Origin of the sequence: Vibrio navarrensis (assembly GCF_015767675.1) — a bacterium.
Lineage (GTDB): Bacteria > Pseudomonadota > Gammaproteobacteria > Enterobacterales > Vibrionaceae > Vibrio.
Genome location: NZ_CP065217.1, coordinates 1150036 through 1176806 on the forward strand (window position 1 = coordinate 1150036; position 26771 = coordinate 1176806).

General features: G+C 49.5%; 23 protein-coding genes. 17 read left to right on the plus strand and 6 right to left on the minus strand.

The features are described 5' to 3' along the window. The 4 genes from mukF to I3X05_RS05215 all read left to right on the plus strand — a co-directional run bounded on the left by mukF (nucleotide 1) and on the right by I3X05_RS05215 (nucleotide 8130). Nucleotides 1–1338 carry a chromosome partition protein MukF gene (gene mukF / locus I3X05_RS05200; protein WP_045568946.1) on the plus strand — a complete coding sequence of 446 codons (1338 nt, stop codon included), beginning with the start codon at nucleotides 1–3 and terminating at the stop codon, nucleotides 1336–1338. Further along, a complete protein-coding gene (mukE, locus tag I3X05_RS05205) occupies nucleotides 1319–2041 on the plus strand; it encodes a chromosome partition protein MukE (protein WP_045568945.1) in 723 nt (240 codons plus the stop codon). The genes mukF and mukE overlap by 20 nt, the downstream gene beginning before the upstream one ends. Further along, nucleotides 2038–6495 carry a chromosome partition protein MukB gene (gene mukB, locus I3X05_RS05210; protein WP_045568944.1) on the plus strand — a complete coding sequence of 1486 codons (4458 nt, stop codon included), beginning with the start codon at nucleotides 2038–2040 and terminating at the stop codon, nucleotides 6493–6495. Before mukE ends, mukB begins: the two co-directional genes overlap by 4 nt. A 168-nt stretch (nucleotides 6496–6663) precedes the next feature. Further along, nucleotides 6664–8130 (plus strand): coniferyl aldehyde dehydrogenase, encoded by a 1467-nt coding sequence (locus I3X05_RS05215; RefSeq protein ID WP_045568943.1) that lies wholly within the window; start codon nucleotides 6664–6666, stop codon nucleotides 8128–8130. Between the two features lie 147 nt (nucleotides 8131–8277). Here the strand turns inward: I3X05_RS05215 and I3X05_RS05220 are convergent, their stop codons facing one another. The 6 genes from I3X05_RS05220 to I3X05_RS05245 all read right to left on the minus strand — a co-directional run bounded on the left by I3X05_RS05220 (nucleotide 8278) and on the right by I3X05_RS05245 (nucleotide 14403). Beyond that, nucleotides 8278–9258, minus strand: a complete 981-nt coding sequence (locus I3X05_RS05220; protein WP_045568942.1) for an alpha-L-glutamate ligase-like protein — start codon at nucleotides 9256–9258, stop codon at nucleotides 8278–8280. Between the two features lie 3 nt (nucleotides 9259–9261). Beyond that, nucleotides 9262–10767, minus strand: a complete 1506-nt coding sequence (locus I3X05_RS05225; RefSeq protein WP_045568941.1) for an inactive transglutaminase family protein — start codon at nucleotides 10765–10767, stop codon at nucleotides 9262–9264. An 8-nt stretch (nucleotides 10768–10775) separates the two neighbouring features. Beyond that, nucleotides 10776–11519, minus strand: coding sequence for an ATP-dependent zinc protease family protein (locus I3X05_RS05230; RefSeq protein ID WP_045568940.1), 744 nt, complete (start codon nucleotides 11517–11519; stop codon nucleotides 10776–10778). A 127-nt stretch (nucleotides 11520–11646) separates the two neighbouring features. Further along, the gene (cmoB, locus tag I3X05_RS05235; RefSeq protein ID WP_045569025.1) at nucleotides 11647–12618 is read right to left on the minus strand and encodes a tRNA 5-methoxyuridine(34)/uridine 5-oxyacetic acid(34) synthase CmoB; all 972 of its coding nucleotides are present in this window, start codon (nucleotides 12616–12618) and stop codon (nucleotides 11647–11649) included. 79 nt (nucleotides 12619–12697) lie between these two features. After that, a complete protein-coding gene (gene cmoA / locus I3X05_RS05240) occupies nucleotides 12698–13435 on the minus strand; it encodes a carboxy-S-adenosyl-L-methionine synthase CmoA (protein WP_045568939.1) in 738 nt (245 codons plus the stop codon). 101 nt (nucleotides 13436–13536) lie between these two features. Then, nucleotides 13537–14403: a DUF72 domain-containing protein gene (locus I3X05_RS05245; protein WP_045569024.1), complete on the minus strand. Its 867-nt coding sequence runs from the start codon at nucleotides 14401–14403 to the stop codon at nucleotides 13537–13539. A 269-nt stretch (nucleotides 14404–14672) separates the two neighbouring features. Here I3X05_RS05245 and aspS point away from each other — a divergent pair, with 269 nt between their 5' ends. The 13 genes from aspS to tolA all read left to right on the plus strand — a co-directional run bounded on the left by aspS (nucleotide 14673) and on the right by tolA (nucleotide 26760). Next, on the plus strand, nucleotides 14673–16451 hold the full coding sequence (aspS, locus tag I3X05_RS05250) for an aspartate--tRNA ligase (RefSeq protein ID WP_045568938.1): 1779 nt from the start codon (nucleotides 14673–14675) through the stop codon (nucleotides 16449–16451). Between the two features lie 115 nt (nucleotides 16452–16566). Then, a complete protein-coding gene (ruvC, locus tag I3X05_RS05255) occupies nucleotides 16567–17088 on the plus strand; it encodes a crossover junction endodeoxyribonuclease RuvC (RefSeq protein WP_045568937.1) in 522 nt (173 codons plus the stop codon). A 121-nt stretch (nucleotides 17089–17209) separates the two neighbouring features. Further along, on the plus strand, nucleotides 17210–18661 hold the full coding sequence (locus tag I3X05_RS05260) for a methyl-accepting chemotaxis protein (RefSeq protein ID WP_193167315.1): 1452 nt from the start codon (nucleotides 17210–17212) through the stop codon (nucleotides 18659–18661). Nucleotides 18662–18739: 78 nt separating this feature from the next. Then, nucleotides 18740–19354: a Holliday junction branch migration protein RuvA gene (gene ruvA / locus I3X05_RS05265; RefSeq protein WP_193167348.1), complete on the plus strand. Its 615-nt coding sequence runs from the start codon at nucleotides 18740–18742 to the stop codon at nucleotides 19352–19354. A 21-nt stretch (nucleotides 19355–19375) separates the two neighbouring features. Beyond that, nucleotides 19376–20380: a Holliday junction branch migration DNA helicase RuvB gene (gene ruvB, locus I3X05_RS05270; protein ID WP_045568935.1), complete on the plus strand. Its 1005-nt coding sequence runs from the start codon at nucleotides 19376–19378 to the stop codon at nucleotides 20378–20380. Between the two features lie 456 nt (nucleotides 20381–20836). Next, on the plus strand, nucleotides 20837–22423 hold the full coding sequence (cydA, locus tag I3X05_RS05275; protein ID WP_045568934.1) for a cytochrome ubiquinol oxidase subunit I: 1587 nt from the start codon (nucleotides 20837–20839) through the stop codon (nucleotides 22421–22423). A 17-nt stretch (nucleotides 22424–22440) separates the two neighbouring features. Further along, entirely contained in the window at nucleotides 22441–23577 is a 1137-nt protein-coding gene (gene cydB, locus I3X05_RS05280; RefSeq protein WP_337970986.1) for a cytochrome d ubiquinol oxidase subunit II, read from the plus strand. Nucleotides 23578–23589: 12 nt separating this feature from the next. Then, the gene (cydX, locus tag I3X05_RS05285) at nucleotides 23590–23697 is read left to right on the plus strand and encodes a cytochrome bd-I oxidase subunit CydX (protein WP_000270284.1); all 108 of its coding nucleotides are present in this window, start codon (nucleotides 23590–23592) and stop codon (nucleotides 23695–23697) included. Beyond that, on the plus strand, nucleotides 23690–23992 hold the full coding sequence (ybgE, locus tag I3X05_RS05290) for a cyd operon protein YbgE (protein ID WP_039425557.1): 303 nt from the start codon (nucleotides 23690–23692) through the stop codon (nucleotides 23990–23992). Before cydX ends, ybgE begins: the two co-directional genes overlap by 8 nt. Before the next feature lie 145 nt (nucleotides 23993–24137). Then, nucleotides 24138–24557: a tol-pal system-associated acyl-CoA thioesterase gene (ybgC, locus tag I3X05_RS05295; protein WP_045568932.1), complete on the plus strand. Its 420-nt coding sequence runs from the start codon at nucleotides 24138–24140 to the stop codon at nucleotides 24555–24557. Continuing rightward, nucleotides 24547–25230: a protein TolQ gene (gene tolQ / locus I3X05_RS05300; RefSeq protein WP_039425563.1), complete on the plus strand. Its 684-nt coding sequence runs from the start codon at nucleotides 24547–24549 to the stop codon at nucleotides 25228–25230. Before ybgC ends, tolQ begins: the two co-directional genes overlap by 11 nt. After that, nucleotides 25230–25670, plus strand: coding sequence for an ExbD/TolR family protein (locus I3X05_RS05305; protein WP_045568931.1), 441 nt, complete (start codon nucleotides 25230–25232; stop codon nucleotides 25668–25670). The genes tolQ and I3X05_RS05305 overlap by 1 nt, the downstream gene beginning before the upstream one ends. Before the next feature lie 13 nt (nucleotides 25671–25683). After that, a complete protein-coding gene (gene tolA / locus I3X05_RS05310) occupies nucleotides 25684–26760 on the plus strand; it encodes a cell envelope integrity protein TolA (protein WP_045568930.1) in 1077 nt (358 codons plus the stop codon). Nucleotides 26761–26771 lie beyond the last annotated feature (11 nt).

Below are 26771 nucleotides of genomic sequence, written 5' to 3' on the forward strand. Positions count from 1 at the left end.
ATGAGTGAGACAACTCTCAATGCTGCAGAGCAACCAATCGATGAATTGGTGAGCTGGGTTAAGCAGCACGATTTCTCATTGAACCTGACCACAGAACGTCTGGCATTTTTGATAGCCATCGCGGTGTTAAGTAACGAAAGGTTTGATGAAGAGTTGGGTGAAGGTGAATTGCATGATGCATTTACTATCGTCACTCGATTATTTGAAGAAACAGGCGAGGCGTCGGCGTTTCGAGCCAACAACGCAATTAACGAACTGGTTAAACAGCGCCTTATTAGCCGATTTACCAGTGAAGTGACCGAGGGAGCCAGTATCTATCGTTTGTCACCACTGGCGATAGGCATCACTGACTATTACGTCCGTCACCGCGAATTTTCCAAACTTCGCCTCTCGATTCAGCTCTCTATGGTGGCTGGTGAAATGGCCAGAGCCATTGACGCCGCTCAGAAGGGGGGAACCGCAGGGCATTGGAAGAAAAATGTCTACGGGGTGCTCAAGTACTCGGTCGGTGAGATTTTTGATCAGATCGATCTCAACCAGCGTGTGATGGATGAACAGCAGCAATCGGTTAAACAGCAGATTGCCGACTTGCTCAACAAAGACTGGCGTGATGCGATCAACAACTGTGAGTCTCTGCTGTCTGAAACCTCCAATACACTCAAAGAGTTACAAGATACGCTACAAGCGGCAGGCGACGAGCTACAAACGCAGATTTTGGATATCCAAGAGCTGGTTTATGGCGATCCTGAACTGGAGTTTATTGAGGAGACGCTGTTTGGTTTGCAGATGAAGCTTGATCGCATCGTCAGTTGGGGACAGCAGGCGATTGATTTGTGGATCGGCTATGACCGCCACGTGCACAAGTTCATCCGTACGGCTATCGATATGGATAAGAACCGCGCCTTTAGTTCGCGCCTACGCCAATCGGTGAAGGACTACTTTGATCTGCCTTGGTATCTCACCTATGCCGATGCAGAGCGCCTGAGCGATCTTCGCGATGAAGCGCTGATGCTGCGTGATGAAGAAGTCACCGGACAAGTCCCCACAGAAGTGGAATATGAAGAGTTTCAACAAGTCAATGATGAGCTTGCTGAGCGCATTGGCGGCATGCTTAAAGCGCATAAAGAGCAGGGCAGACCGATTGATCTCGGCACAGTACTGCGCGATTACCTCGCGCAACACCCTCAGACTCATCATTTTGATTTAGCACGAATGGTTATCGACCAAGCGGTCCGTCTTGGTTATTCCGAGTCGGATTATCAGGCGATTCAGCCCGATTGGCAGGCGATCAACGATTTTGGTGCAAAGGTACAAGCAAATGTCATCGACCGATATTAATGAATACATGCCAGAGAATCTGGCCAAAGCGATTTGTAACCCGCTTTTTCCCGCTTTAGATAGCATGCTGCGTGCAGGCCGTCACATCTCCAGCGAAGATCTGGATAACCACGCGCTACTTTGTGACTTTGAAGTCGAGCTATCGTCTTTTTATCAGCGTTACAACACCGAGCTGGTGAAAGCGCCCGAAGGCTTTTTCTATCTGCGTCCGCGCTCGACCTCGCTGATTGGCCGCAGTGTTTTGTCTGAACTGGACATGCTGGTGGGCAAAGTGCTCTGTTTTCTTTATCTCAGCCCAGAACGTTTGGCGCACGAAGGCATCTTCACCAATCAAGAACTGTACGAAGAGCTGCTAGCGTTGGCAGATGAGAAGAAGCTGATGAAGTTGGTCACTAATCGCGCTTCGGGCTCTGATCTTGATCGCGAAAAGCTGTTTGAGAAAGTGCGCACCTCACTTCGTCGTCTGCGCCGTCTTGGTATGATCATCCATATCGGTGATACCGGTAAGTTCAGCATCAGTGAAGCGGTATTCCGCTTTGGCGCTGACGTTCGCCTTGGCGATGACATGCGTGAAGCGCAGCTTCGCCTCATCCGTGACGGTGAAGCGGTGGTGCACACCAAAGAGCCAACACAAGGCAGCTTATTGGCTGATGAAGACGATAGTGAATTTAACGAGCAAGCAGAATTAGAGGGTGAAGCATGATTGAAAGAGGTAAGTATCAATCGCTGACCATGGTCAACTGGAACGGCTTCTTTGCTCGTACTTTTGATATCGATGGTCTGGTGACGACTCTCTCGGGCGGCAACGGCGCGGGTAAATCGACCACCATGGCGGCATTTATCACCGCTTTGATCCCTGACCAAAGCTTGTTGCATTTTCGCAATACCACTGAAGCAGGGAGTAGCCAAGCTTCACGTGACAAAGGTCTCTACGGTAAATTGCAGCCAGGTGCCTGCTATGCGGCGCTGGATGTGGTGAACTCGCGCAATCAACGTTTGCTGTTTGCAGTGAAACTGCAGCAAGTGGCAGGTCGCGATAAAAAAGTCGACATCAAACCGTTTGTGATTCAAGGCTTGCCGAGCCATGTGAAGCCGACCGATGTGCTGATCGAAACCGTTTCGTCAACTCAGGCTCGCGTGCGCCAATTGAATGACGTGAAAGAGTGTGTCGGCCAATTTGAAGGCGCACATTTTAAATCGTTCCCATCGATTGTCGATTATCACTCGCAAATGTTTGAGTTTGGCGTAATCCCGAAAAAGCTGCGTAACTCGAGCGACCGCTCTAAGTTCTACCGCCTGATTGAAGCCTCGCTTTATGGTGGTATCTCAAGCGCAATCACCCGCTCTTTGCGCGATTATCTCTTACCGCAAAACGGTGGGGTGAAAAAAGCCTTCCAAGACATGGAATCGGCTCTGCGCGAAAACCGCATGACGCTGGAAGCGATAAAAACCACGCAGGCGGATCGTGATCTGTTCAAACACCTGATCACCGAATCAACCAATTACGTGGCTGCTGATTACATGCGCCACGCCAACGATCGCCGCAACAAGTTAGAACAAACACTTTCTCTGCGCTCTGAGCTGTTTGGCTCACGCGAAATGCTGATTGAGCAAAATAGCTTACTGACTCGCGTTCAGGAAGAGCTGGCGCTGTTGATCGAGTCGGAATCAGCATTAGAACAAGATTATCAAGCGGCGTCGGATCACTTGCAGTTGGTACAAAACGCCTTGCGTCAACAAGAGAAGATCGAGCGTTACCAAGAAGATCTTGAAGAACTGAACGAGCGTCTCGAAGAGCAGAGCATGGTCGTTGAGGAAGCGCAAGAGCGCGTATTGATGGTCGAAGAGCAAGCGACGGTTGCCGAAGAAGAGGTCGACAGCCTCAAGACTCAGCTCGCTGACTATCAGCAGGCGCTGGATGTGCAACAAACGCGCGCGCTTCAATACCAGCAAGCGGTGCAAGCGCTGGAAAAAGCCAAACTGCTGCTTGGCAATGATGAACTGAGCGCGGAAAGTGCACCGTCATTGGTTGCACAGCTCAAAGAGAGCGAAGCGCAGCAAACCCAAGCCCTATTAGCGCTTAAACATAAACTGGATATGTCTTCGGCCGCTGCGCAGCAGTTTGAAACGGCGCTCAAGTGGTTACAAAGTATCACCGGCCCCGTTGAGCGTGCGTCAGCAGCAGAGAAAGCTCGCAGCGTCATGCAACAAGCGCGTGAGGCGCAGCAGTTGCTGAGCAATGAATCGCAGTGGCGCGCACAGCATCGTGATTTGGAACGTAGCCTGAACGCACAGCGTCAAGCCCGAGAAATGGCGGATGAATATCGCAAGCAGCACAATGTCTCGCTAAGCGATGAACTGGTGTTCGAGCAGGAGCGTGAGCGTCACCACGAGCTGATTGATTCTCTGGAGATGAGCTTAGAAGAAGCCCGTGAACAGCGCAGTGAGCAGCGCCGTCTTGAACAAGACACCCGCGCTGAGATCGAACATTTGCAAGCGCTCGCGCCGAGTTGGATTGCGGCCAATGATGCGCTGGCGAAACTCCGAGAGCAAAGTGGCGCCGAGCTTGCCGACAGCCAATCGGTAATGTCACAGATGCAGATGGTGCTCGAGCGCGAAAAAACGCTGTCAGTGAGCAAAGACAAATTGGCAGAGCGACGCGCCAAACTAGAAAGCGAGATTGGGCGTTTGGCATCGCCGGGCGGCTCGAACGATCCGCGCTTGAAAGGTCTAGCAGATACGCTTGGCGGGGTCCTGCTATCGGAGATTTACGATGACATCACCATCGATGATGCGCCGTACTTTAGTGCCATGTACGGCCCAGCGCGTCATGCCATCGTGGTGTCTGATCTGTCCGGTATCGAAGAGAAATTAGTTGAGCTCGACGACTGTCCCGAAGATCTCTACATCATTGAAGGAGATATCGACGCCTTTGATGACAGTTCATTCAACGCCGAAGAGCTGCATGGTGCGGTATGCGTGCGCTTGAATGAGCGTCAAATGCGTTACTCGCGCTTACCGGAAATTCCACTGTTCGGCCGTGCGGCGCGTGAGCAGCGTTTAGAATTGCTGCGAAGCGAGCGTGAAGAGGTGGTTGAGCAGCATGCTAAAGCGGCGTTTGATGCGCAGAAAATGCAGCGTCTGTTCCAAGCCTTCAACCAGTTTGTTGCTGAACATATCCAAGTTGCGTTTGCCGCTGACCCTGAGCTGGCGCTGAGTAAAGCGCGTGATACGCACAACCAGTTGACTCGCACCTTAAGCGAGTTAGAAGGCAAAGAGCAACAATATCGCGCGCAGATCAGTAGCAGTAAGCAAGCCTTGGTGCTACTAGACAAACTTGCGCCGAACATGCGATTGGTTGACGACGAGACGATCGAAGCGCGCTTTGCCGAAGTTGAAGCGCAAATCAGCCAACTTACTCAAGCGAAAGCCTTTATCAGCGAGCATGGAAAATCGGTCGCGGAACTGGAAAAAATGGCGTCGGTGTTGGAGGCTGATCCAGAGCAGTTTGACGCGCTTGAGGCCCAGGTTGCGCGCGCCGATCTCGCTCTGCAAGATCTGAAAAAGCAGATTTTTGCGCTGTCGGATCTGGTGGAACGTCGCCACTACTTTGCTTATTCCGATTCGGTTGCTCTGCTTAACCAAGGCAGCGAGTTCAGTGAACAGCTTCGCGCCAAGTTGGTGGAAGCGGAGCGCAGCCGTACACGTTATCGCGAAGCGCTGAAACAAGCCCAAGGGCAAATGAATCAGTACAATCAGGTGCTGGCTTCACTTAAGAGTTCGTATCAAGCCAAACTGGAAACGGTACAAGAGTTTAAGCAAGAGTTGGCAGAGTTTGGTGTGCATGCCGATGACGGCGCGCAAGAGCGAGCCATTCGTCGTCGTGATGAACTGCATGAGCGCCTGCACACTTCGCGCAGTCGCAAGAGCGAATACGAGCGCACCATCACCTCGACCGAGCTTGAAATGAAAGGCCTCGCCAAGCGTCTGAAAAAAGTGCAGAAAGATTACAGCGATCTGCGCACTTTTGTTGTGGCCGCCAAAGCAGGTTGGTGCTCGGTATTGCGTTTAGCACGCGAAAACGACGTTGAACGTCGTCTGCACAAACGTGAGCTCGCTTACCTTTCGGCCGATGAGCTGCGCTCAATGTCGGATAAATCGCTCGGCGCGTTGCGTTTAGCGGTGGCGAATAATGACGATCTGCGTGACGCGCTGCGTTTGTCGGAAGATAACTCGCGTCCAGAACGCAAAGTCCTGTTCTACATTGCGGTGTATCAGCATCTGCGTGAGCGCATCCGCCAAGACATCATCCGTACCGATGATCCGGTGGAAGCGATTGAAGAGATGGAAGTGGAACTGGCTCGTTTGACTGAAGAATTGACGCTGCGCGAAAACCGCCTAGCGATCAGTTCGGAATCGGCCGCGAGTATCATCCAGAAAACCATTCAGCGTGAGCAAAATCGTATCCGCATGCTTAACCAAGGCTTGTCCAACATCGCCTTTGGTCAGGTGAAAGGGGTGCGACTGAATGTCAAAGTGCGGGAAAGCCATGAACTGTTACTGAACGGTTTGGCAGCGCAGCAAGAACAGCACAAAGATCTGTTTGAATCGCCGCGTTACACCTTCTCGGAAGCGATGGCGAAACTGTTCCAACGCGTTAATCCACACATTGATATGGGCCAACGCTCGCCGCAAGTCCTTGGTGAAGAACTGCTCGATTACCGCAATTACCTCGAGTTGAGCATTGAGGTCAACCGTGGTTCAGATGGTTGGTTACAGGCCGAATCGGGCGCGCTATCGACCGGTGAAGCGATCGGTACTGGTCAGTCGATTTTGCTGATGGTGGTGCAAAGTTGGGAAGAAGAGTCGCGTCGTTTGCGCAGCAAAGACATTGTCCCTTGTCGCTTGCTGTTCCTAGATGAAGCCGCGCGTCTCGATGCGAAATCGATCTCGACGCTGTTCGAGCTGTGTGATCGTCTCGACATGCAACTCTTGATCGCCGCGCCTGAGAACATCAGCCCGGAGAAAGGCACAACCTACAAACTGGTGCGCAAAGTGTTTAAAGATCATGAACACGTGCACGTGGTTGGACTGCGCGGATTTGGTCAAGAGAAGAAGCCAAAGAGCGAGGCTCAGGAGCTGCTGGAAGCGTTCTAATCCTTCCAATGTAAGTTAAACACCCGCCCGATATGGCGGGTGTTTTTGATTTTGGCCGAAATTAAAAGCAAAAAATGCCGATCATCACCGCATGTTCGCTACCAATTGCAACTGTTCGTTATGTGAACGGGATGTTAATATAAACCAGCGATGACAGAGGAAGATGCAATGAATGCACTGGTGAAACCTGAAACGGAAATCCATCTTGAAGCAACACCCGCTCAGGCAGTCAATGAGCTTGAGTCTTGGTTTGATGCGCTCAAACGCGCTTATCAGCAAGATCCAATGCCAAGCTTTAGCCAAAGAAAGCAGTGGTTGCTGGCGCTGAAAAAACAGTTAAGCCGCTATCAAGACCTCCTTGCGCAGGCGATGAGTGACGATTTTGCTGGCCGCAGCGTGACCGAGTCGAAAATGGCTGACGTACTCGCGCCGATTTTAGACATCAACCACGTTGTGCGCCATTTAAAAGGTTGGATGAAAGTGCGCCGCCGTGCCACAGAGCTGATGTTTAAGGGCAATAAACTTGAGTTGCGTTATCAGCCCAAAGGGGTGGTCGGGATCATTTGCCCGTGGAATTTTCCGATTTATCTTTCTGTTGGGCCACTTATCACCGCCTTGGCGGCAGGCAATCGCTGCATGATAAAAATGCCGCCAAACTGCCCGAGAACCAGCCAAATCTTAAGGCAGATGTTGAGTGAAATTTTCCCGCAAGACTTGGTTTGTGTGGTGGATGGCACTCACCCTCAAGCGATGCAGATCTCTCACCTTCCGTTTGACCATTTGGTGTTTACCGGATCGCCAGCCAGCGGACGGGTTATCATGGCGAATGCGGCTGCCAATCTCACCCCAGTGACTTTGGAGCTCGGTGGTAAATCGCCAGCCATTGTGCTGGAGGATTTTGATATCAATCAGGCGGCGCAGCGTATCGCCCATGGCAAAGGGTTTAATGCAGGGCAGATTTGCATCGCACCTGACTACGCCTTTGTACCGCAAGCGAAAGTGGCCGCGTTTGTGACGGCACTGAAACAAGCGCACAGCAAAATGTATCACCAGCTTTCTGGTAATCAGGATTACACCTCGCTGGTGGATGAGGCGCAATACCAACGTTTTCATGAGCTTCTGGCGGATGCCCGTGAAAAAGGCGCAGAGATAACACAATGTCTTGAGTATGGCGATGGCAGACAGACGCCGCTTTATGTGGCGACGCAACTAACGCCACAGATGCGCATTTGTCAGGAAGAGATTTTTGGTCCACTGCTTCCCGTGCACGGCTATCAAAATGTGGACGAGGTGATTGACTATATCAACCAACGTCCACGGCCGCTGGCTTGTTACCTCTTTAGCCACGATGAGGCTCAGCGCGAGCAAATCCTAGAGAAGACCCATAGCGGCGGCGTCACCATCAACGATTGGGGCTGGCATGTGATGAACCATTCGGTGCCGTTTGGCGGGATTGGCAATTCCGGCATCGGTAACTATCACGGTGAAGAAGGGTTTCGTGAGCTAAGCCATGCGCGCAGCGTTTTGCTGATGCGAGATTGGTTCCCGATCAGTCTGTTTTCCCCACCCTATGGCCGTTTGATTCAAAAGCTGGTTCTTAGGCTGTTTGTCGGCAAGGCCGATAAGCATTTATAAGGTCGATGGCTGATGTGACTTGTCCGCTTGCATCTTAGCCCAGTCGAAAACAGCCAGTCGAAAACAGCCAGCCGAAAACAGCCAGCCGAAAACAGAAAGTGAGATAGGCAGAAAAAGGCCCACATTGGTTGTGGGCCGTTGTAGCGACTAATCGCGTGATTTGATTACGCTGAACTGCCGAACAGAGTAGGCGACACGCTCTGCCGGTGTTGGATACGTGAGCTGAGTACCTAAATTTTCAATATGGTGCAGCCTTGGTAGCAAGCCGCAGCCATTGGCTATCTGAATTGCTAACCCCGGACGAGCGTTGAGCTCCAGCACCATCGGTCCTTCTTCTTTATCCAACACCATGTCGGTGCCAATATAGCCAAGCCCGGTCATTTCCCATGCGCTGGCGGCCAATGTGAGTAAACGCTCCCAATGGGGGACCTGTAGCGTTGCCAGCTCTTTGCCGGTATCTGGGTGATGGGTGACCGGCTGGTTAAATTGCACCGCGCGCACCGCTTTACCTGTCGCAATGTCGATACCCACTCCGACAGCGCCTTGGTGCAAGTTGGCTTTGCCATCGGATGCGGCCGTCGAGCAGCGCATCATCGCCATGATCGGATAGCCTTTGAAGACAATAATGCGCACATCCGGTACCCCTTCAAAACTGAAACCGTCGAAACAGTCATCAAATTTGATGAGGTTTTCCACCACCGCAACGTCGTTTTTTCCGCCCAGAGAAAAGAGTCCGGCCAGTGTATTACTTAAATGGCGCTCGACTTCCTCTTTATTGATGGTGGCCCCAGAGGGTTTGGTATACACGCCATCTTTGTGCGAAGTGACCACCAAAATGCCTTTACCCCCGCTGCCACGCGCTGGTTTGATAACAAAGCCAGGCCAGCTTTTGACCATCTCATGAATGGTTTTAACTTCAACTTGATTGCTGATCACACCAATCAATTGCGGCACCGTACACCCAGCGCGCTGGGCGATGATTTTGGTTTGCAGCTTGTCATCCACCAAAGGGTATTTTGAACGATCGTTATAGCGCCCAATGTAGCTATGGTTGCGCTTGTTCATACCCATAATGCCTTTGCGGCGCAGCTTAAACGGCGAGGTGTAGTTGGACAAAATCGATAGCATCAATTAGTCCTCCACCAGAGGCTTGAAGCGGCGCAACTCGGTGATACGGTAACCTGTGTAAGTACCCAACAGCAAAATAGCGGCAAGAACGATCAACTGTAGGCCGATAAAATTAAAGGTCAGATGCTGCACATAGCTGTTGGTCATACCAAGGTAGACCAATACGGCGGTAAAGAGCGAGCCACCACCTTGCAAGATAACCTCTTTGGCGCCTTCCTCTTCCCACAGAATGGACATACGTTCAATAGTCCAAGACAAGATAATCATCGGGAAGAAGGTGATTGAAAGCCCTTCTGTCAAACCGATCTTAAACGCCACCACGGTAAAAATGGAGATGATTAAGATCACCGTTATGATCACCGCCGATATCCGTGCGACCAACAGTAGGTTGAGCTTGGACAGATAGCTGCGGATGATTAAACCGGTGCCGACGATCAGCAAAAAGCCGACAATGCCTGTGACCAGTTGCGTCTGTACGAACGCCACTGCGATAAGTACTGGCATAAAGGTGCCGGAGGTTTTCAGGCCGATAATCACCCTGAGGAAAACGACAATCAGCGCGCCAATCGGGATCAACATGATGGTTTTAAACATCGCCTGCTCTTCAAGCGGCAAGCTGTGAATAGAAAGGTTTAGCAACCCATCAGCTTCAACCTTGTTGTTGGTCGCTTGCTGCGGAGAGATGTCCTGAGCAATCATCGAAAAGTGCACTTGGCTGTTCTGACCGCCCATCAAATCTAACAAAGAGATGTTGGATTCATCCCAAACCAGTAGGTTGGCCGATGTCGCGTGTTGCACTGAATTGGGTGAAAACAGCACCCAATCTTGGCCATTCCATACTTGGACCATCGGTTGAATCATTTGGCGGCGACGCCCATCTTCGAGCTCGATGACGCCGACAATTTTGCTCTGTACTTCGGCACTCGAAAGCAGTTTATATAACGTCGTGGTTTTGTCTTGGTTGTTGAGCAGCAGTGCCGCACTTTGGCTATCGGGATCATTGAGCGTTTTGATCAGTTCACGCGTAAACGTCACGTTGTCTGAAGAACGGCTCATTGCTTGATTGATCAATGCATCGGCCGCGGTTTGCTCGGGGCTGGTAAACGTGGGCTTTTCGATGGTTTCTGCCGGAGGGTTCGGCGTGGCTTTGGCGTGCGGGTCAACCAAAAACTGGGTTTTGTAATAAATCGTCTGTGCGCCAGAAGCTTTGCGAATCGACCACTCTGCGCGGCGGCCTGAATCCGTATTAACGTAGGAAACACCGTAACCCGGCGAGGAGGCCGTTTCACTAATCAAGGTAAAACCGTTTTGCGTATTTGGAGCGGCAAGAGAGGCTTTTACCTCCTGGCCTTGCGCGTTAAATTCAATTCGCGCCTCAATATCCCAAATTTGCCGGCTTTCGCCAGGAGTCCAAGGAACACCATAAGTCTGGTGTCTAAAAACGCTTAAAGTCACGCCGGCGACAATAAGCAAGACAATGGATAGGTAAAAAGGAACTCGGGAAGTCATAGTCTACCTTATTTCTTATTTGTTTCGCTCTGAATGTACGCGCGACTGACGTCCACCAGAGCGATATCGCGAATAAACTCGCGGCCAAGCAGGACCGGATGGCTCATCTGTGAGCGGTCTGCCAATGTAAATTGTGCTTTTTCATGAATCGCCCCCACTTTCACCCACAGCTCAACGACCGCGCGGCGTTCGGTTTCATCATTGGTGGACTGACGGATTTTGACGAAGCGAATAATCGGCGCTTCAATCCAATTTTCCTCGGTTGCGGGTTGGGTGCTGTCGGCGAGATGAAAACGTACCCACTGCTTGCTATTGCGCTCAAAGATTTCAATGTCAACTGCATTGAGTGAAGAGGTTGCCGCACCTGTATCCACGCGCGCATCAAAAGACTGTTTAATCGAATCAATCGTCACTTTTTCAATCGCACCGAGGACTATCTCCGCTTTGGTTGGTACGTGCTTGACTGTAACCACTTCGGGCTTGGCAACTTTAGGCGCAGGAACGGTAATTGGTGCTTGAGGTTGCGGCATTCCCGCGATTTTTTTCTCTAATTCGAGGATTTTATTTTCCAAGCTTTCGATGTAATCGGATTGGTTGGATGATTGCAGAGTCAGGTTTTCGATTCGGTTGCTGATACGCGCTTCAGAATTGTGCAGGGCGGAGAGCATTTGTTGTTGATGTTGCTCGCTGTTGGTTAAAGTGCAGCCAGATAACAGAACAAAAGCGAACGCTGGCGTCAATCTTAGTAACATTGAATGCCTTATGGTTATGAGGATTAAGTAATTGTATTTGTGAGTGTAGCTCAATAAAAAGGATGCGTGAAGCATCCTCGTGTAAGGGTATGGTGATACTCAAAATTCTGAGTCAAGAGAGTGTCAATTATGGTTTCTTCGCAATCAACACGGCGCGGCGCGGCGCTGGATAGCCTTCAACCGTTTTGCTCGGATCGCTCGAGTCCAGATAATCTGGCAGTGAATTGTGAGTCATCCAATCGGTGCTACGTTGCTCTCCAATCGAGGTGACATTTTCATCGACAATGCGTACTTGTTCAAAGCCGACCAACTCCAGCCACACTTTCAATGCGCGCGCAGAAGGGAAAAAGTAGACGTTGCGCATTTGCGCGTAGCGCTCTTTCGGTACCAAGACAGCGTTTTCATCGCCCTCGATGACCAGTGTTTCCAAAATCAACTCACCACCGGAAACGAGCTGATCCTTCAGTTGAATCAGATGATCGAGCGGTGAACGGCGATGGTAGAGCACACCCATACTGAACACGGTATCAAAGGCTTGCAACTTTGGCAGTTGCTCAATACCAAGTGGCAAAAGGTGAGCGCGTTGATCTCCACCCATCAGCTTGCGAATCGCTTCAAACTGAATCAAAAACAGATGGGAAGGATCAATCCCCACGCACAGACGTGCCCCTTCGCCCAACATGCGCCACATGTGATAACCGTTACCGCAACCGACATCAAGCACGCTGCGGTTTTTCAGTGGGGAAATATGGGGGAGAACACGATCCCATTTCCAATCACTGCGCCACTCGGTATCGATATGAATACCGTGCACATGGTATGGCCCCTTGCGCCAAGGGTGGAAAGTGCGCAGTAAGCTTTCGAGCTTTTTAAGCTCACCAATGGGCATAGGTTGGTGATTTGAAATGGTCACCGATTGTTTGATATCGATGTTGTCCGGCGTGTCGGCAGAGATTTTGTTGAGTGCACGTAACCAGCGATCAAAATCACCGTGCTCCGCATTTTGCCAATCTGTCAGTTGCTGTGGCAGTACATTGAGCCAAGGTTGCAGACGAGTGTCTTGAGCAATAAGTTGATAAAAATTTGCAAAGTTAAACATGGTTAATTGATCACTGTTGGTAAAGTCATTTTTAGTTGTGAGTTTGAATGGCAAAGCCGACCGCTATGGCACGTGGTGACTATTTGATGGCAAACATTGAGCCAAAGTTAAAGCATTGAAACCACACTTCGAAACTGGAGAAGCCAATTTCAGCGAAACGTGCTTTGTGCACTGCGATAGAATCTGGGCGCATCACATTTTCAATGGCACTGCGTTTTTGGCTGATTTCTAGTTCGCTGTAGCCGTTGGCGCGTTTGAAGTCATGGTGCAAGTCGATCAGCAGTTCGTTCGAGACTTTGTCTTCAAACACGTATTTTTCTGACAAGATCAAAATGCCGCTTGGGCGCAGCCCCTGATAGATTTTTTCCAGTAGCGCTCTTCTGTCTGCGGGAATGAGAAATTGCAAAGTGAAGTTAAGCACCACCACAGAGGCATTTTCAATATCAATATCGCGAATGTCCGCTTCAATGACTTCAACTGGCGTATCGCTGCGATACGCGTTGATGTGCAGTTTACAACGCTCTACCATCGCAGGTGAGTTATCGACCGCAATGATTTGACACCCTTCTTGTTTGATGTGGCGACGCATTGACACAGTCGCGGCCCCCAGTGAGCAGCCCAGATCATACACCTTGCTGTGCGGTTTGACGAAGCGCTCAGCCAACATGCCGATGGCAGAGATGATGTTGCTGTAACCTGGCACCGAGCGTTGGATCATGTCCGGGAAGACTTCCGCAACCCGCTCATCAAAGGTGAAATCCCCAATTTTATCGATTGGAGCCGAAAAAATAGTGTCTGGATTGCTTTTGGGGTTCATAACCATTCTCTGCATACAACTGGCCTACAACGACGCAGGCACTAAAAAGGCGCGTATTTTAGGGGAAATTGGCTCGTGTGTCATGTTTTGCCGTGCCCTGTTTAGAACATCGATATTTGCGATTGGTTGTCGTTTGCTGGAAAATTTGCCAAATCAGGTAATTGCACCATTTGCTGCAACTGTTGGTAGAGTTTCAGCGCGAGCTCGGGCGCTAAGATGTTATCGGGCGTATGGATCATCAAATAGGGCTGTTTTTCTTCACTTATCCACTGTGGAAGCTTTGTCAGCCAAGGCTGAAAAAAGGGCAGATTCGCCTCAAGATCTGGATGGCCAATAAAACGGATCATCGGATGATGGGCGGTGGAAATCGCGTGCACAGGGACGCGCGGCTTTTTCTGCTGTGCATCAATGATGACATCGCTGGTGGGAGCAGCGGCAAAAACCGGACGGCTATCCATGATAATGCGATTAATGCCTGCCTCAATTAACCAGTGGTTGAGGCGTTTTTCATCATCACCTTTGGCAAAAAAGGCCGGATGGCGGACTTCCACGCTAAGTGGAAAATCACGCGGGAAAAGCTGACAAAAGCGTTGCAGCCTGGGCAAATATTCGGGAGCAAAGGCGGCAGGCAATTGAATCGTCCATTGACCGATGCGTGCATGCAAAGGGGCCATAATGTGCAGAAAATCCGCCAGCATTGCTTGGCAGCCTTGCAGCATTTGTTGATGGGTAATCGCTTTGGGCAATTTGAAGGTAAAGCGAAATTCATCGTGTGTCGCCGCATCCCAATTGATTACCGTAGATGTGTTAGGCGTGGCATAAAAGGTGGTGTTGCCCTCGACGGTATGAAAGACTTGCGCATACTTTTCCAACCGCTGTGCAGGCTTAGTGCCGGAGCCATAAAAGCTCTGTTGCCACTGGTTGTGCGACCACATCGTTAAGCCGAGTCGAATAGGGAGTTTATTCATCATTTACTTTGCTCTAATTCCACCTGATTACTTTACGGTAGTTTTGCCCCAATAGGTACTTTCACGCTATAATTGCGACCCATTTTCCTGCTTTGCTGTGCTTTTGAACAGTTGTTGTATTAAAAAGCGCCAATGCATGATAAAACGCAATAAATTGTATTCTGACTAGTCGATTTTCTTAGACTTTCAGCGTATAAATGGACCTTTGCTCTGCGGAGAAATTCACCGGCGGAGTCGTTATCAATTTAAGAGAGATTGGGAATTTCATTATGCGTACCCATTACTGTGGTCACCTGAACAAGTCCCTTGCAGGACAAACTGTAGAGCTATGCGGCTGGGTTAACCGCCGTCGTGATTTAGGCGGTCTGATTTTTATCGATATGCGAGATCGCGAAGGTGTCGTTCAGGTAGTCGTCGATCCGGATATGGCGGACGCGTACGAGATCGCAAGCCAACTGCGTAATGAATTCTGTATCAAACTCACGGGTGAAGTTCGTGCGCGCCCAGAAAGCCAAATCAATGCGGAGATGGCAACGGGGGAAGTGGAAATCTTGGCCAAAGGCCTTGAAATCATTAACCGTTCTGACGTTTTGCCATTGGACTTCAACCAGAAGAACTCTGAAGAGCAACGTCTGAAATATCGCTATTTGGACCTGCGTCGTCCAGAAATGAGCGATCGCATTAAACTGCGTGCTAAAGCGTCTAGCTTTGTTCGTCGTTTTCTCGATACCAATGGTTTCCTCGACATCGAAACTCCAGTGTTGACTAAAGCAACACCAGAAGGTGCGCGTGACTACTTGGTGCCAAGCCGAGTACACAAAGGCAGTTTCTATGCGCTGCCTCAATCGCCACAGTTGTTTAAACAACTGCTGATGATGTCTGGTTTTGACCGCTACTACCAAATCGTCAAATGTTTCCGTGACGAAGATTTGCGTGCAGACCGTCAGCCTGAATTTACTCAGATCGATATTGAAACGTCATTCATGACGTCAGACCAAGTGCGTGCCATTACAGAGAAAATGATCCGTGAAATGTGGCTGGAGTTGCTGAATGTTGACTTGGGCGAGTTCCCAGTGATGCCTTACAGCGAAGCGATGCGCCGTTTTGGTAGTGATAAGCCAGACCTACGTAACCCGATGGAATTGGTTGACGTTGCTGATCTGCTGAAAGAGGTTGATTTCAAAGTCTTCTCTGGCCCGGCGAACGATGAAAAAGGTCGTGTCGCAGTTCTGCGTGTTCCTGGCGGTGCGGCTTTGACGCGTAAACAAATCGATGAATACACGTCGTTTGTGGCGATCTACGGTGCGAAAGGCTTGGCATGGCTGAAAGTCAATGATCTTGCCGCTGGCATGGAAGGCATTCAGTCACCAGTGGCCAAATTCCTTTCTGATGACATCGTGGCTGCGATCATTGAGCGTTCAGGTGCGCAATCTGGCGATATCATTCTGTTTGGCGCCGATAAAGCCAACGTGGTTGCCGAAGCGATGGGCGCGTTGCGTCTGAAAGTGGGTAAAGATCTTGCTATCACTAACGAGTCCGCTTGGGCGCCGTTGTGGGTGGTGGATTTCCCAATGTTTGAAAGCGATGGTGAAGGTAATGTTGCAGCGATGCACCACCCATTTACCTCGCCGCTCAACATGACGCCAGAAGAGCTGAAAGCTAACCCAGAAGGTGCGTTATCTAATGCATACGACATGGTTCTAAACGGCTACGAAGTGGGTGGCGGTTCGGTGCGTATTCATGATGCGAAAATGCAATCAGCGGTGTTTGATCTGCTGGGTATTGAAGCCGAAGAGCAGAAAATCAAATTTGGCTTCCTTCTGGATGCGTTGAAATTTGGTACACCGCCTCACGCAGGTTTGGCGTTTGGTCTCGATCGTCTGGTGATGTTGCTGTGTGGCACTGAAAACATCCGTGACGTGATTGCCTTCCCGAAAACTACGGCGGCAGCGTGTCTGATGACCGATGCGCCAAGCCTTGCGAATTCGGCAGCGTTGGAAGAGCTGGCGATTTCGGTTACGCTAGCAAAAGAAAAAAGCGCTGAGTAAGCGTTAAGTTTGTGAAAAAACTCCCGCCTTTGCGGGAGTTTTTGTTTTCACACTGGAGCCATCTTTTCTAAGATGAAGCCAGTTATTCACATGACAAAAATAAAGTGGGAAGGTCATGTCTATTATTCTTGGGATCGATCCGGGTTCGCGTGTCACGGGATACGGTGTGATTCGTCAGAACGGCCGCCACCTTTACTACCTTGGCAGCGGCTGTATTCGCACTTCGGGAAAAGATCTGCCCGGTCGGCTGAAACAGATCTACGCTGGAGTAAGCGAAATCATCACTCAGTTCCAACCGGATGCTTTTGCGATTGAACAAGTCTTTATGGCAAAAAACGCCGATTCTGCGCTGAAACTGGGTCAAGCTCGGGGGAGTGCGATCGTGGCCGCGGTGAATGCAGAGCTACCAGTGTATGAGTACGCTGCGCGTCTCATTAAGCAGGCCGTGGTGGGCAATGGTGGGGCAGACAAGGTGCAAGTTCAGCACATGGTGCAGCATATGCTCAAGTTACCCGCCAAGCCGCAGGCCGATGCGGCGGATGCGTTGGGGGTGGCGATTTGTCATGCCAATACCAATAAGACCTTGATTGCATTAGCAGGCCAAGCAACCAGTGCCAAAAAAGGTCGTTATCGCTGATAGCCAAGCGATGCAGAAAAATGAGACAGCCGAAACAGAATCAAAAATGAGATTTGTTATCCAAATGTTACGTAGATATAGTGGTCGGAGGTCATAACAGTTTCGATCAGGAAGATTGAGCATGAATCCAGCCACCTTATGGCGTCAGTTTTTTGTTCCCTCGCAAAGCGAGTGGACAAGCGCTCAGCAGCGGCAAGCTGACATCTTATCCCTCTTTACGTTCATCGCGTTTCTCGTTGGTGTTTACAGCTTAATCAAGTGGAGTAAACACGGCAGCGAAAGTCTTGTCACCACGTCAATCGCGTTAATTGTACTCGAGTTGCTGGCTGCATTTTGCCTCAAATGGTTTAAGAATCCGACCTTAGCCCTCAGTTTGGGGTTTGTCGGTATGACGCTGCATGCGCTCAACATCATCTATCAAAGCGGTGGCGTGGTGGATTCGACCCAGACCTATTGGGTCCCTCTGCTGGTGGTGGCTTTTTTCCTTTCAGCGACACGTGTCATGGCACTCACCTGGAGTGGTATCGTCATCGCGATTTCAGCCATCATGACTTATCAACATATCGCTGGGAGCTCCTTTCCCCATTTAACTTTATCCGCTGGTGAAACACGTGTAGAGATTTGGTCGGGAACCATTTTGCCGCTGGTGGTGATTTGTATTGCCCAGGCGTTTACCGCCCGGCAGCGTGACAACGCGATTGAAGGGGCTGAACGCGCGAAAGTGCAAAGTGAAGCGGTGGCCTTGCAAGCGAAGGAGGGTGAACAAAACCTGTCGACTGTGCTGGCGCATGCCACTACCAATACCAACCAGTTGAACATCGTTTCTCAAGCGCTGGAAAGCCAATCGACAACGCTCGATAGCCAAGTCACTCAACTTAACCTCAACTGTGAGTCGCAAGCCAGTGCGGCAGAGCAAATGAGCCAGCAAGTACACCAAATGGCGCAGGGGGTTGAGGAATCGGGCCGTTTCGTGCAAGAGCTGCGGCAAAAGAGTGAGCTGGTACATCATCAGGCAGAAAAAAGTTCAGAGCTGCTTAATGCCTCGACAGAGGCGATCAGCCAGATCTTAGAAAGCCACGAACAGATCATGAAAGTGGCGGATTTGATCACCTCAGTTGCGGAGCAAACCAATCTATTGGCGCTGAATGCGGCGATTGAGGCGGCGCGAGCGGGTGAACAAGGCCGTGGGTTCGCGGTGGTTGCCGATCAGGTACGTGAACTCTCTTCGCAAAGCAGCCACTCGGCCGTTGAGATCCGAAATTTGCTTGATCGCAGTGAGCAGGAAGTGAAGCATGGTCAGCATGTGATTCACTCCAGTGCCGAGCGAATGAGTGAGATCATCGAACAAGTGACAACGATTTCCTCTGACGTTAACAGCTTGGCCGATATCATGAGTCAGCAAATGACGGCGCTTAACGAGTTGGATCAAGCCAGTAGCGAAGTCGCGTCAGGCGTAGTGAACACGAAAAGTATTTCTGAAATTGTCGCGGCGAATGGCACGCAACTAAGGCAGCAAGTTGACACGGTTCGTCAGTTAACGTCCCAGTTAGAACAAGTCGTATCAAAAATCTGAACGCCCTGAATAAAGAACTGGATGTCTATCCAGTTCTTTATTATTCTGTCGCAAATTCATTTCCAAAGAGTATTTAACGTGATCGGACGTCTTCGCGGCATTTTGCTGGAAAAACAACCTCCTGAAGTTTTGATAGAAGTTAACGGTATCGGCTATGAAGTGCAGATGCCGATGAGCTGTTTCTACGAGTTGCCTCATGTGGGTGAAGAAGCCGTGATTTATACTCATTTTGTGGTGAGAGAAGATGCGCAGCTGTTGTATGGTTTTAACACGGTCAAAGAGCGTGCTTTGTTCCGTGAAGTGATTAAAGCCAATGGCGTAGGGCCAAAACTGGGTCTGGCCATTTTGTCCGGCATGACGGCCAGCCAATTTGTTGCATCGGTTGAGCGCGAAGATATCTCGACCCTTGTGAAGCTGCCGGGTGTTGGCAAGAAAACCGCAGAGCGGTTAGTGGTTGAGATGAAAGATCGTCTCAAAGGTTGGGGTGCAGGCGATCTCTTTACCCCGTTCACCGACGCCGCACCGGCAGAAAACGGCGTGACGGCAAGCAGTAATGCCGAAGACGAAGCAGTGAGTGCGCTGTTAGCGCTGGGCTACAAACCTGTTCAAGCATCGAAAGTGGTCGCGCAAGTGGCTAAACCGGACATGACCAGCGAGCAGGTGATCCGCGAAGCGCTGAAATCCATGATCTAAGGGTGCAATAAAGGTATTGATATGATTGAAGCAGATCGCTTAATTGCACCGGAAAACCCTACATTTCGTGACGAAGATGTGATTGATCGTGCCATTCGTCCCAAAAAACTGGCTGATTACCAAGGCCAAGATCACGTGCGTGACCAGATGGAAATCTTTATCAAAGCGGCCCAATTGCGCAGTGAAGCGTTGGATCATTTGTTGATTTTTGGTCCTCCAGGCTTGGGGAAAACCACCTTAGCGAATATCGTCGCTAACGAAATGGGCGTCAGCATTCGTACGACCTCTGGTCCAGTGTTAGAAAAAGCGGGGGATTTAGCCGCGCTACTGACCAATCTGGAAGAGAATGATGTGCTATTTATTGATGAAATTCACCGTCTTAGCCCAATGGTTGAAGAGGTGCTCTATCCGGCGATGGAAGATTATCAACTCGACATCATGATCGGTGAAGGACCTGCGGCGCGTTCGATCAAAATCGATCTGCCGCCTTTTACTCTGATTGGCGCGACCACGCGAGCGGGCTCCCTTACCTCGCCGCTACGCGATCGCTTCGGTATCACTCAGCGCCTTGAGTACTACAACATTCCTGACTTGCAAAATATCGTGCAGCGCAGTGCCAGTTGTTTGAATCTCTCAATGGATGCAGAAGGTGCGCTGGAAGTGGCGCGACGCGCGCGTGGTACTCCTCGTATTGCCAACCGTTTGCTAAGGCGTGTACGAGATTACGCCGAAGTGAAGGGTGATGGGCACATTTCAGCTGAGGTTGCGGATCTTGCGTTGAATATGCTGGATGTCGATTCGCAGGGCTTCGACTATATGGATAGAAAGTTGTTGCTCGCTATCATGGAGAAATTCTCTGGCGGCCCGGTTGGGCTAGACAACATGGCTGCAGCGATCGGTGAAGAAAAGGATACGATTGAAGATGTACTTGAGCCGTATCTCATTCAACAAGGTTATTTACAAAGAACACCCAGAGGCCGGATCGCAACAGATAGGGCTTATCTCCATTTCGGAATAGAAAAATAAGTTTGCAGAGCCAGAACGTCAGATCTGGCTCTGTGCTTAATGTGATTTGGTTCACGTTATTTAAAATCTCACTACCCCTTTGTAGGTAAGAAAAAGTGGTCAATTGTTAATCTTTGGTGTTACTTATTTTCCCTTTGATTCTCTGTGGTTACCTGCATTTAACAAACCCTCCATTTGAGAGTTGATTCAGATCAATTTGATGCTTTTTTGCTCAAAAATGAACAAATTATCTTGATTTGGATCAACGCAGAATCTCCCTATAAATTTTTTGAAACAAGATAGTTTTAGCAGTAGTATTAGCTGTAGCTATATTAGCTGACGCTTAACAATTAACTAACCAATACGGTACATTTTTGCAACAAATGCTTGTTTTATTTAAACAAGTGCTAAGCTTTCTCAACACTGGTGAGTTGTAAAATGTAGAGAGTGTCATTCAGCCGACACATAGGAGTTACTATGATTGACGTAGTTGATCTATCGCGGTTGCAGTTTGCGCTGACAGCGATGTATCACTTCCTGTTCGTACCTCTGACTCTGGGCATGGCTTTTCTGTTAGCCATCATGGAATCACTGTACGTAATGACCGATAAGCAGATCTATAAGGACATGACAAAGTTCTGGGGTAAGCTGTTCGGGATTAACTTTGCTCTAGGTGTGGCTACTGGCCTAACCATGGAGTTCCAGTTCGGTACCAACTGGTCTTACTATTCGCACTACGTAGGTGACATTTTTGGTGCACCTCTCGCGATAGAAGCCCTGATCGCCTTCTTCCTAGAATCCACTTTTGTTGGTCTTTTCTTCTTTGGTTGGGATCGTCTATCTAAACGTCAACACCTAGCGGTGACCTGGCTAGTTGCGCTGGGTTCTAACTTCTCTGCATTGTGGATTCTCGTCGCGAATGGCTGGATGCAAAACCCAGTGGGCGCAGAGTTCAACTTCGAAACTATGCGCATGGAGATGGTGAGTTTTGCCGAAGTGGTACTTAACCCAGTGGCGCAAGTGAAGTTTGTCCATACCGTGGCTTCTGGTTACACCACAGGGGCAATGTTCATCTTAGGTATCAGTGCTTACTACTTGCTTAAGGGCCGTGATATCGCCTTTGCCCGCCGCTCTTTTGCTATTGCCGCTTCATTTGGTATGGCCGCTATTCTCTCTGTTATCGTCCTTGGAGATGAATCAGGCTATGAGCTTGGCGAAGTGCAGAAAGTGAAACTAGCCGCTGTTGAAGCCGAGTGGCACACAGAGCCTGCGCCAGCGGCCTTCACGCTGTTTGGCTTGCCAAATCAGGATGCGATGCATACCGATTACGCCATCAAGATCCCTTATGTAATGGGCATTATTGCCACGCGTTCATTTGATGAACAAGTGACGGGCTTGCGCGATCTGCGTGATCAGCATGTTGACCGCATTCGTAACGGCATGTACGCCTATGAATTGTTGGAAAAACTGCGCGCTGGCGATAAGTCACCTGCCAATATGGCGGCTTTTGATGAAGTCAAAGGCGACTTAGGTTATGGCTTGTTGCTGAAACGCTACACAGACAAAGTGACCGACGCGACGGAAGAGCAGATCCAAGCAGCTGCTGATGATTCTATTCCAACGGTTTGGCCACTGTTCTGGTCATTCCGCATCATGGTTGCTTGTGGTTTCATTATGTTGTTCGTATTTGGTGCCGCGTTTGTACAAACTTGTCGTCAAAAGATCGAACAAAAGCAGTGGATACTCAAAGCGGCGCTATTCAGTATTCCACTTCCTTGGATCGCGGTTGAAGCGGGCTGGTTTGTGGCTGAATTTGGTCGTCAGCCTTGGGCAGTCGGCGAAATCTTACCGGTCAATGTGGCGGCCTCTGCGCTGAGCGCTGGCGAAATTTGGACATCGTTGTTCGCTATTTTAGCGCTTTATACCGTGTTCTTAATCGCAGAAGTTTACCTCATGGTGAAGTTTGCCCGTAAAGGCCCAAGTAGCCTGAAAACAGGTCGTTATCACTTCGAACAAAATGCAGACTCTGTTGCAGACAAAGTCAGTCGTCAGGTCGAAGCGTAAGGTCAAGGAGATACAAGATGTTTGATTACGAAATCTTGCGATTAATCTGGTGGGTACTGATCGGTGTACTACTCGTTGGTTTCGCAATTACCGATGGATTCGATATGGGGGTGGGTGCGCTCGTCCCTGTGATTGGTAAAAATGACAATGAACGCCGCGTGATGATCAACTCGATCGCGCCACACTGGGATGGTAACCAAGTTTGGCTTATCACCGCAGGTGGTGCCCTGTTTGCCGCTTGGCCACTGGTTTACGCGACCTCGTTCTCTGGTTTCTACTTAGCGATGATCGTGACGCTGGCCGCGCTATGGCTGCGTCCGATTGGTCTCGATTACCGCTCAAAAATTGAAGATGCCAAATGGCGCAACACTTGGGATATCTGTATCTCGATCAGTGGTTTTGTGCCGCCTGTCATTTTTGGTGTGGCGTTTGGTAACTTACTGCAAGGCGTGCCATTCCAACTGAGTGAATTCTTGATGCCAACCTATCATGGCTCATTCTTTGGTCTGCTGAACCCGTTCGCATTGCTTTGTGGTTTGGTGAGCTTGTTTATGATCCTGATGCAAGGCGCGACTTGGCTGCAAATGAAAACTACAGATGCGGTTCACGTTCGTGCACGTAATGTTGCACAATTGACTGGTGTGCTGACAGCGCTTGCTTTCGTGGCAGCAGGTTTTTGGATCCAGAGCATTGACGGTTACGTCATTGTTGGCAGCATCGATACCATGGCCGCATCAAACCCACTAAACAAAGAAGTGGTTCGTCAAGCGGGTGCTTGGATGAACAATTTTGAAGCTTATCCACTGCTATGGGCTGCACCAGCGCTGGGTGTACTGATGCCTTTACTAGCCGTGGTTGCTTCTCGCCTTGAAAAAGGAGCGTTGGCGTTCTTGGCTTCAAGCCTAGGGAATGCAGGTGTGATCTTTACGGCTGGATTTGCCATGTTCCCATTCATCATGCCATCGGATCTGATGCCAAGTCACAGCTTGACGATGTGGGATGCGACTTCATCTGAGTTGACACTGAATTTGATGACGGGCGTTGCCTTTGTGATGATGCCGATCATTTTGGCCTACACTGCGTGGTCTTACTACAAAATGTTTGGCCGTTTAGACAGCAAGTTCATTGAAGACAACAAAAACTCACTTTACTAAGGAGCAAAGACTATGTGGTATTTCGCATGGATTCTCGGTGTACTGCTTGCGTGTGCATTTGGCATCATCAACGCTCTTTGGCTAGAGCATTCAGAAATGATGGACAAAGACAGTGAATAAACTAGCAGAACAGATCGCGACACTGCATGAACCGTTCGACAGAACGTGGCTGAAAGCATTCACGCTAGTACTCGGGTTTGTTCATGTTGGTTTAGTGATGTGGGAGCCTCACGCCTACGCAACTGCAATCGGCGGTTTTAATGTGCTGATTGGCCCAGCGCTCATTTGGGCGGTGTGTTCGAGCATGGTGTATGGTGTTGGGTTTACGCCGAAAAATTGGTATTGGCAGCTATTGTTCAGCCCCTATTTTTCAATCCCAATTCTGCTGTTTTTAACCGCTTTACACATTTTGTAACCGAGATGGTTAATAATTGAGCCAGGCCAAGTGCCTGGCTTTTTATTTTCTCCACACAATTCAAAAAAAGGCAGGCGTGTGGTACCAATTTATGTGACTTAAGTTATAGTAATCGCTTTGATCCATGCACTGAATCGGTACGACATTGAACAGCAATAACCACGCTTTTACTTGGCCAGTGACGGTTTATTATGAAGATACGGACGCAGGAGGGGTGGTTTATCATGCCAACTACCTCAAGTTTTTCGAACGCGCTCGAACAGAATTACTGCGCTCGGCTGGGATTTCACAAGATGCGCTACTGAAACAAAATATCGGTTTTGTGGTCCGACATATGGATATCGATTTTATACATGCCGCCAGACTCGATGAAAAGTTGACCGTACGAAGCAAAATTGGCGAATTTAAGCGCGTTTCGATGACCTTTTGTCAAGAGTTGGTCAATGAAGAAGGGCGGTTGTTGTGTAAAGCAACAGTTAAGGTAGCATGTATCGACAATTTAAAAATGAAACCTTTTGCCATTCCCACGTCTATTATTGCGGAGTTAACAAATAGTGACTGCTGATATTTCTATCTTAGATCTTTTTCTACAAGCGAGCCTGTTGGTTAAGTTGGTCATGTTAACTTTGCTTGGTATGTCAGTCGTCTCTTGGGCCATGATCATCAAGCGCAGCAAGGTGTTGTCGAAGGCGAGCAAAGACGCCGAAGAGTTTGAAGACAAATTTTGGTCTGGTATCGACCTTTCTCAGCTTTATCAGCAAGTGAAAGCCAGAAAAGAGAACCTCTCTGGCGCAGAAGAGATTTTTTATGCCGGTTTTACCGAGTTTGCTCGATTACGTAAAACCAATGCCAATTCACCGGCTTATGTCATGGAAGGGACGGGCAGAGCAATGCGTGTGGCCGTTTCCCGTGAGGTGGATGATTTAGAAAACAGTCTGCCATTTTTGGCAACGGTTGGCTCAATCAGCCCTTACATTGGCCTATTTGGTACCGTTTGGGGCATCATGCACGCCTTTATTGCGCTAGGTGAAGTTAAACAAGCCACCCTTTCCATGGTAGCGCCTGGTATCGCTGAGGCTTTGATTGCCACGGCTATGGGCTTGTTTGCCGCTATTCCTGCTGTTATGGCCTATAACCGTTTGAGCAATAAAGTGACGAAGCTGGAGCACAACTACGCCACCTTCTCAGAAGAGTTCCACAGTATTTTGCACCGTCAAGCCATGGCAGGTAGCCACTGATGGCGGGTTATCAACCGAAAAAGCGCAAGATGACTGCGGAGATCAACGTGGTGCCGTATATCGACGTCATGTTGGTTTTGCTGATCATCTTTATGGCGACCGCTCCTTTTGTAACTCAAGGGGTGGATGTTGAGCTGCCGAAAACCTCCACCGCACAGTCTATGGAACAGATGGCTGGTGAAAGTAACAGCAGTTTTATCATCATCGAAGTTGATAAAGACGGCAACTTAGGGTTGAGTGTCAATAATGATGAGGTGCAACGTGGTCTATCGTTGGCCGACGTTATTTTGCGAGTTAAAGCAGAGCTTTCTCTCAAACCTGATTCGCCTATTGCTGTTGGTGGTGACGCCGCAACACCGTACGCGGAGATTGTGTTATTGCTCGATGAACTCAGTAAAGCCGGCATCCCCAAAGTTGGCCTGCTAACCGACATAGAATAAGTCAGACGCGATCATGAGAGAAAAGAAAAATAAAAAGAATGATTTCGTAGTCCCCATTGTGGTCTCACTACTCCTGCATGTCGCCTTAGTCGTTGCTTTGCTTTGGAGCACCGATTTTAATATGCCTAAACCGCAAGCTTCCGGGCAAATGGTACAGGCTGTGGTGATTGACCCTAAGTTGGTACAGCAGCAAGCGAATGAAATCCGTCAGCAGCGGGAAAAAGCAGCGAAGAAAGAACAAGAGCGGCTGGACAAGTTGCGCCGTGAAGCGGAACAGTTGGAAAAGAACCGCAAAGCAGACGAAGAGCAACTGCGTAAGTTAAAAGAGCAGCAAGTTCGAGAGGCGAAAGCGGCACGTGAAGCAGAAGAGACGCGCAAAAAGAGAGAGCAAGAGCAAAAAGTCGCAGAAGAGAAGGTGCGACAGGAAAAAGATCGTGCCGCTAAGCTAGAAGCTGAGCGGAAAGTGAAAGAAGAGGCGATTAAAAAAGCCGAACAAGAGCGCGTTGCGAAAGAAGCGGCTGCCGCTAAAGCCGAACAAGAGCGTCTAGCAAACGAAAAAGCGGCGAGAGAAGCCGAAGAAAAGGCTCTCCGTGAGCGCGAAGCTGCGCAAAAAGCAGAGCAAGAGCGGATTGCTCAACAAAAAGCCGCTGCAGAGGCAGCGGAAAAGGCGCGCAAAGAGAAAGCACGTTTGCAGCAGTTGGAAAAAGAACTCAAAGAAAAAAAAGAAAAAGAAGCAGCGCTCAATGATATTTATTCTGGGCTAGAGACGGAAGCGAGTCATAACAATGCCGCAAAAAGTCAGTTTGTCACTGACGAGAAAAATCGATACGGACAAATATATCAGCAGCTAATTCAGCAGAAGCTGATAAAGGATGAATACTTACTGGGAAAGTCTTGTCGAGTTAATATTACTCTGATCCCGACCGGAGTGGATGCGATTGTCAGTTCAGTAAGTGTTCTTGAAGGTGATAGCCGCGTTTGTACGGCAGCAAAGAGCGCGATTGCTCAGGTCGGCAATTTCCCTATGCCAGAAGATGAAGCAGTCAGAAAAGAGCTGCGAACTATTAACCTCACTGTTGCTTTAGAATAAAAGGATTATGA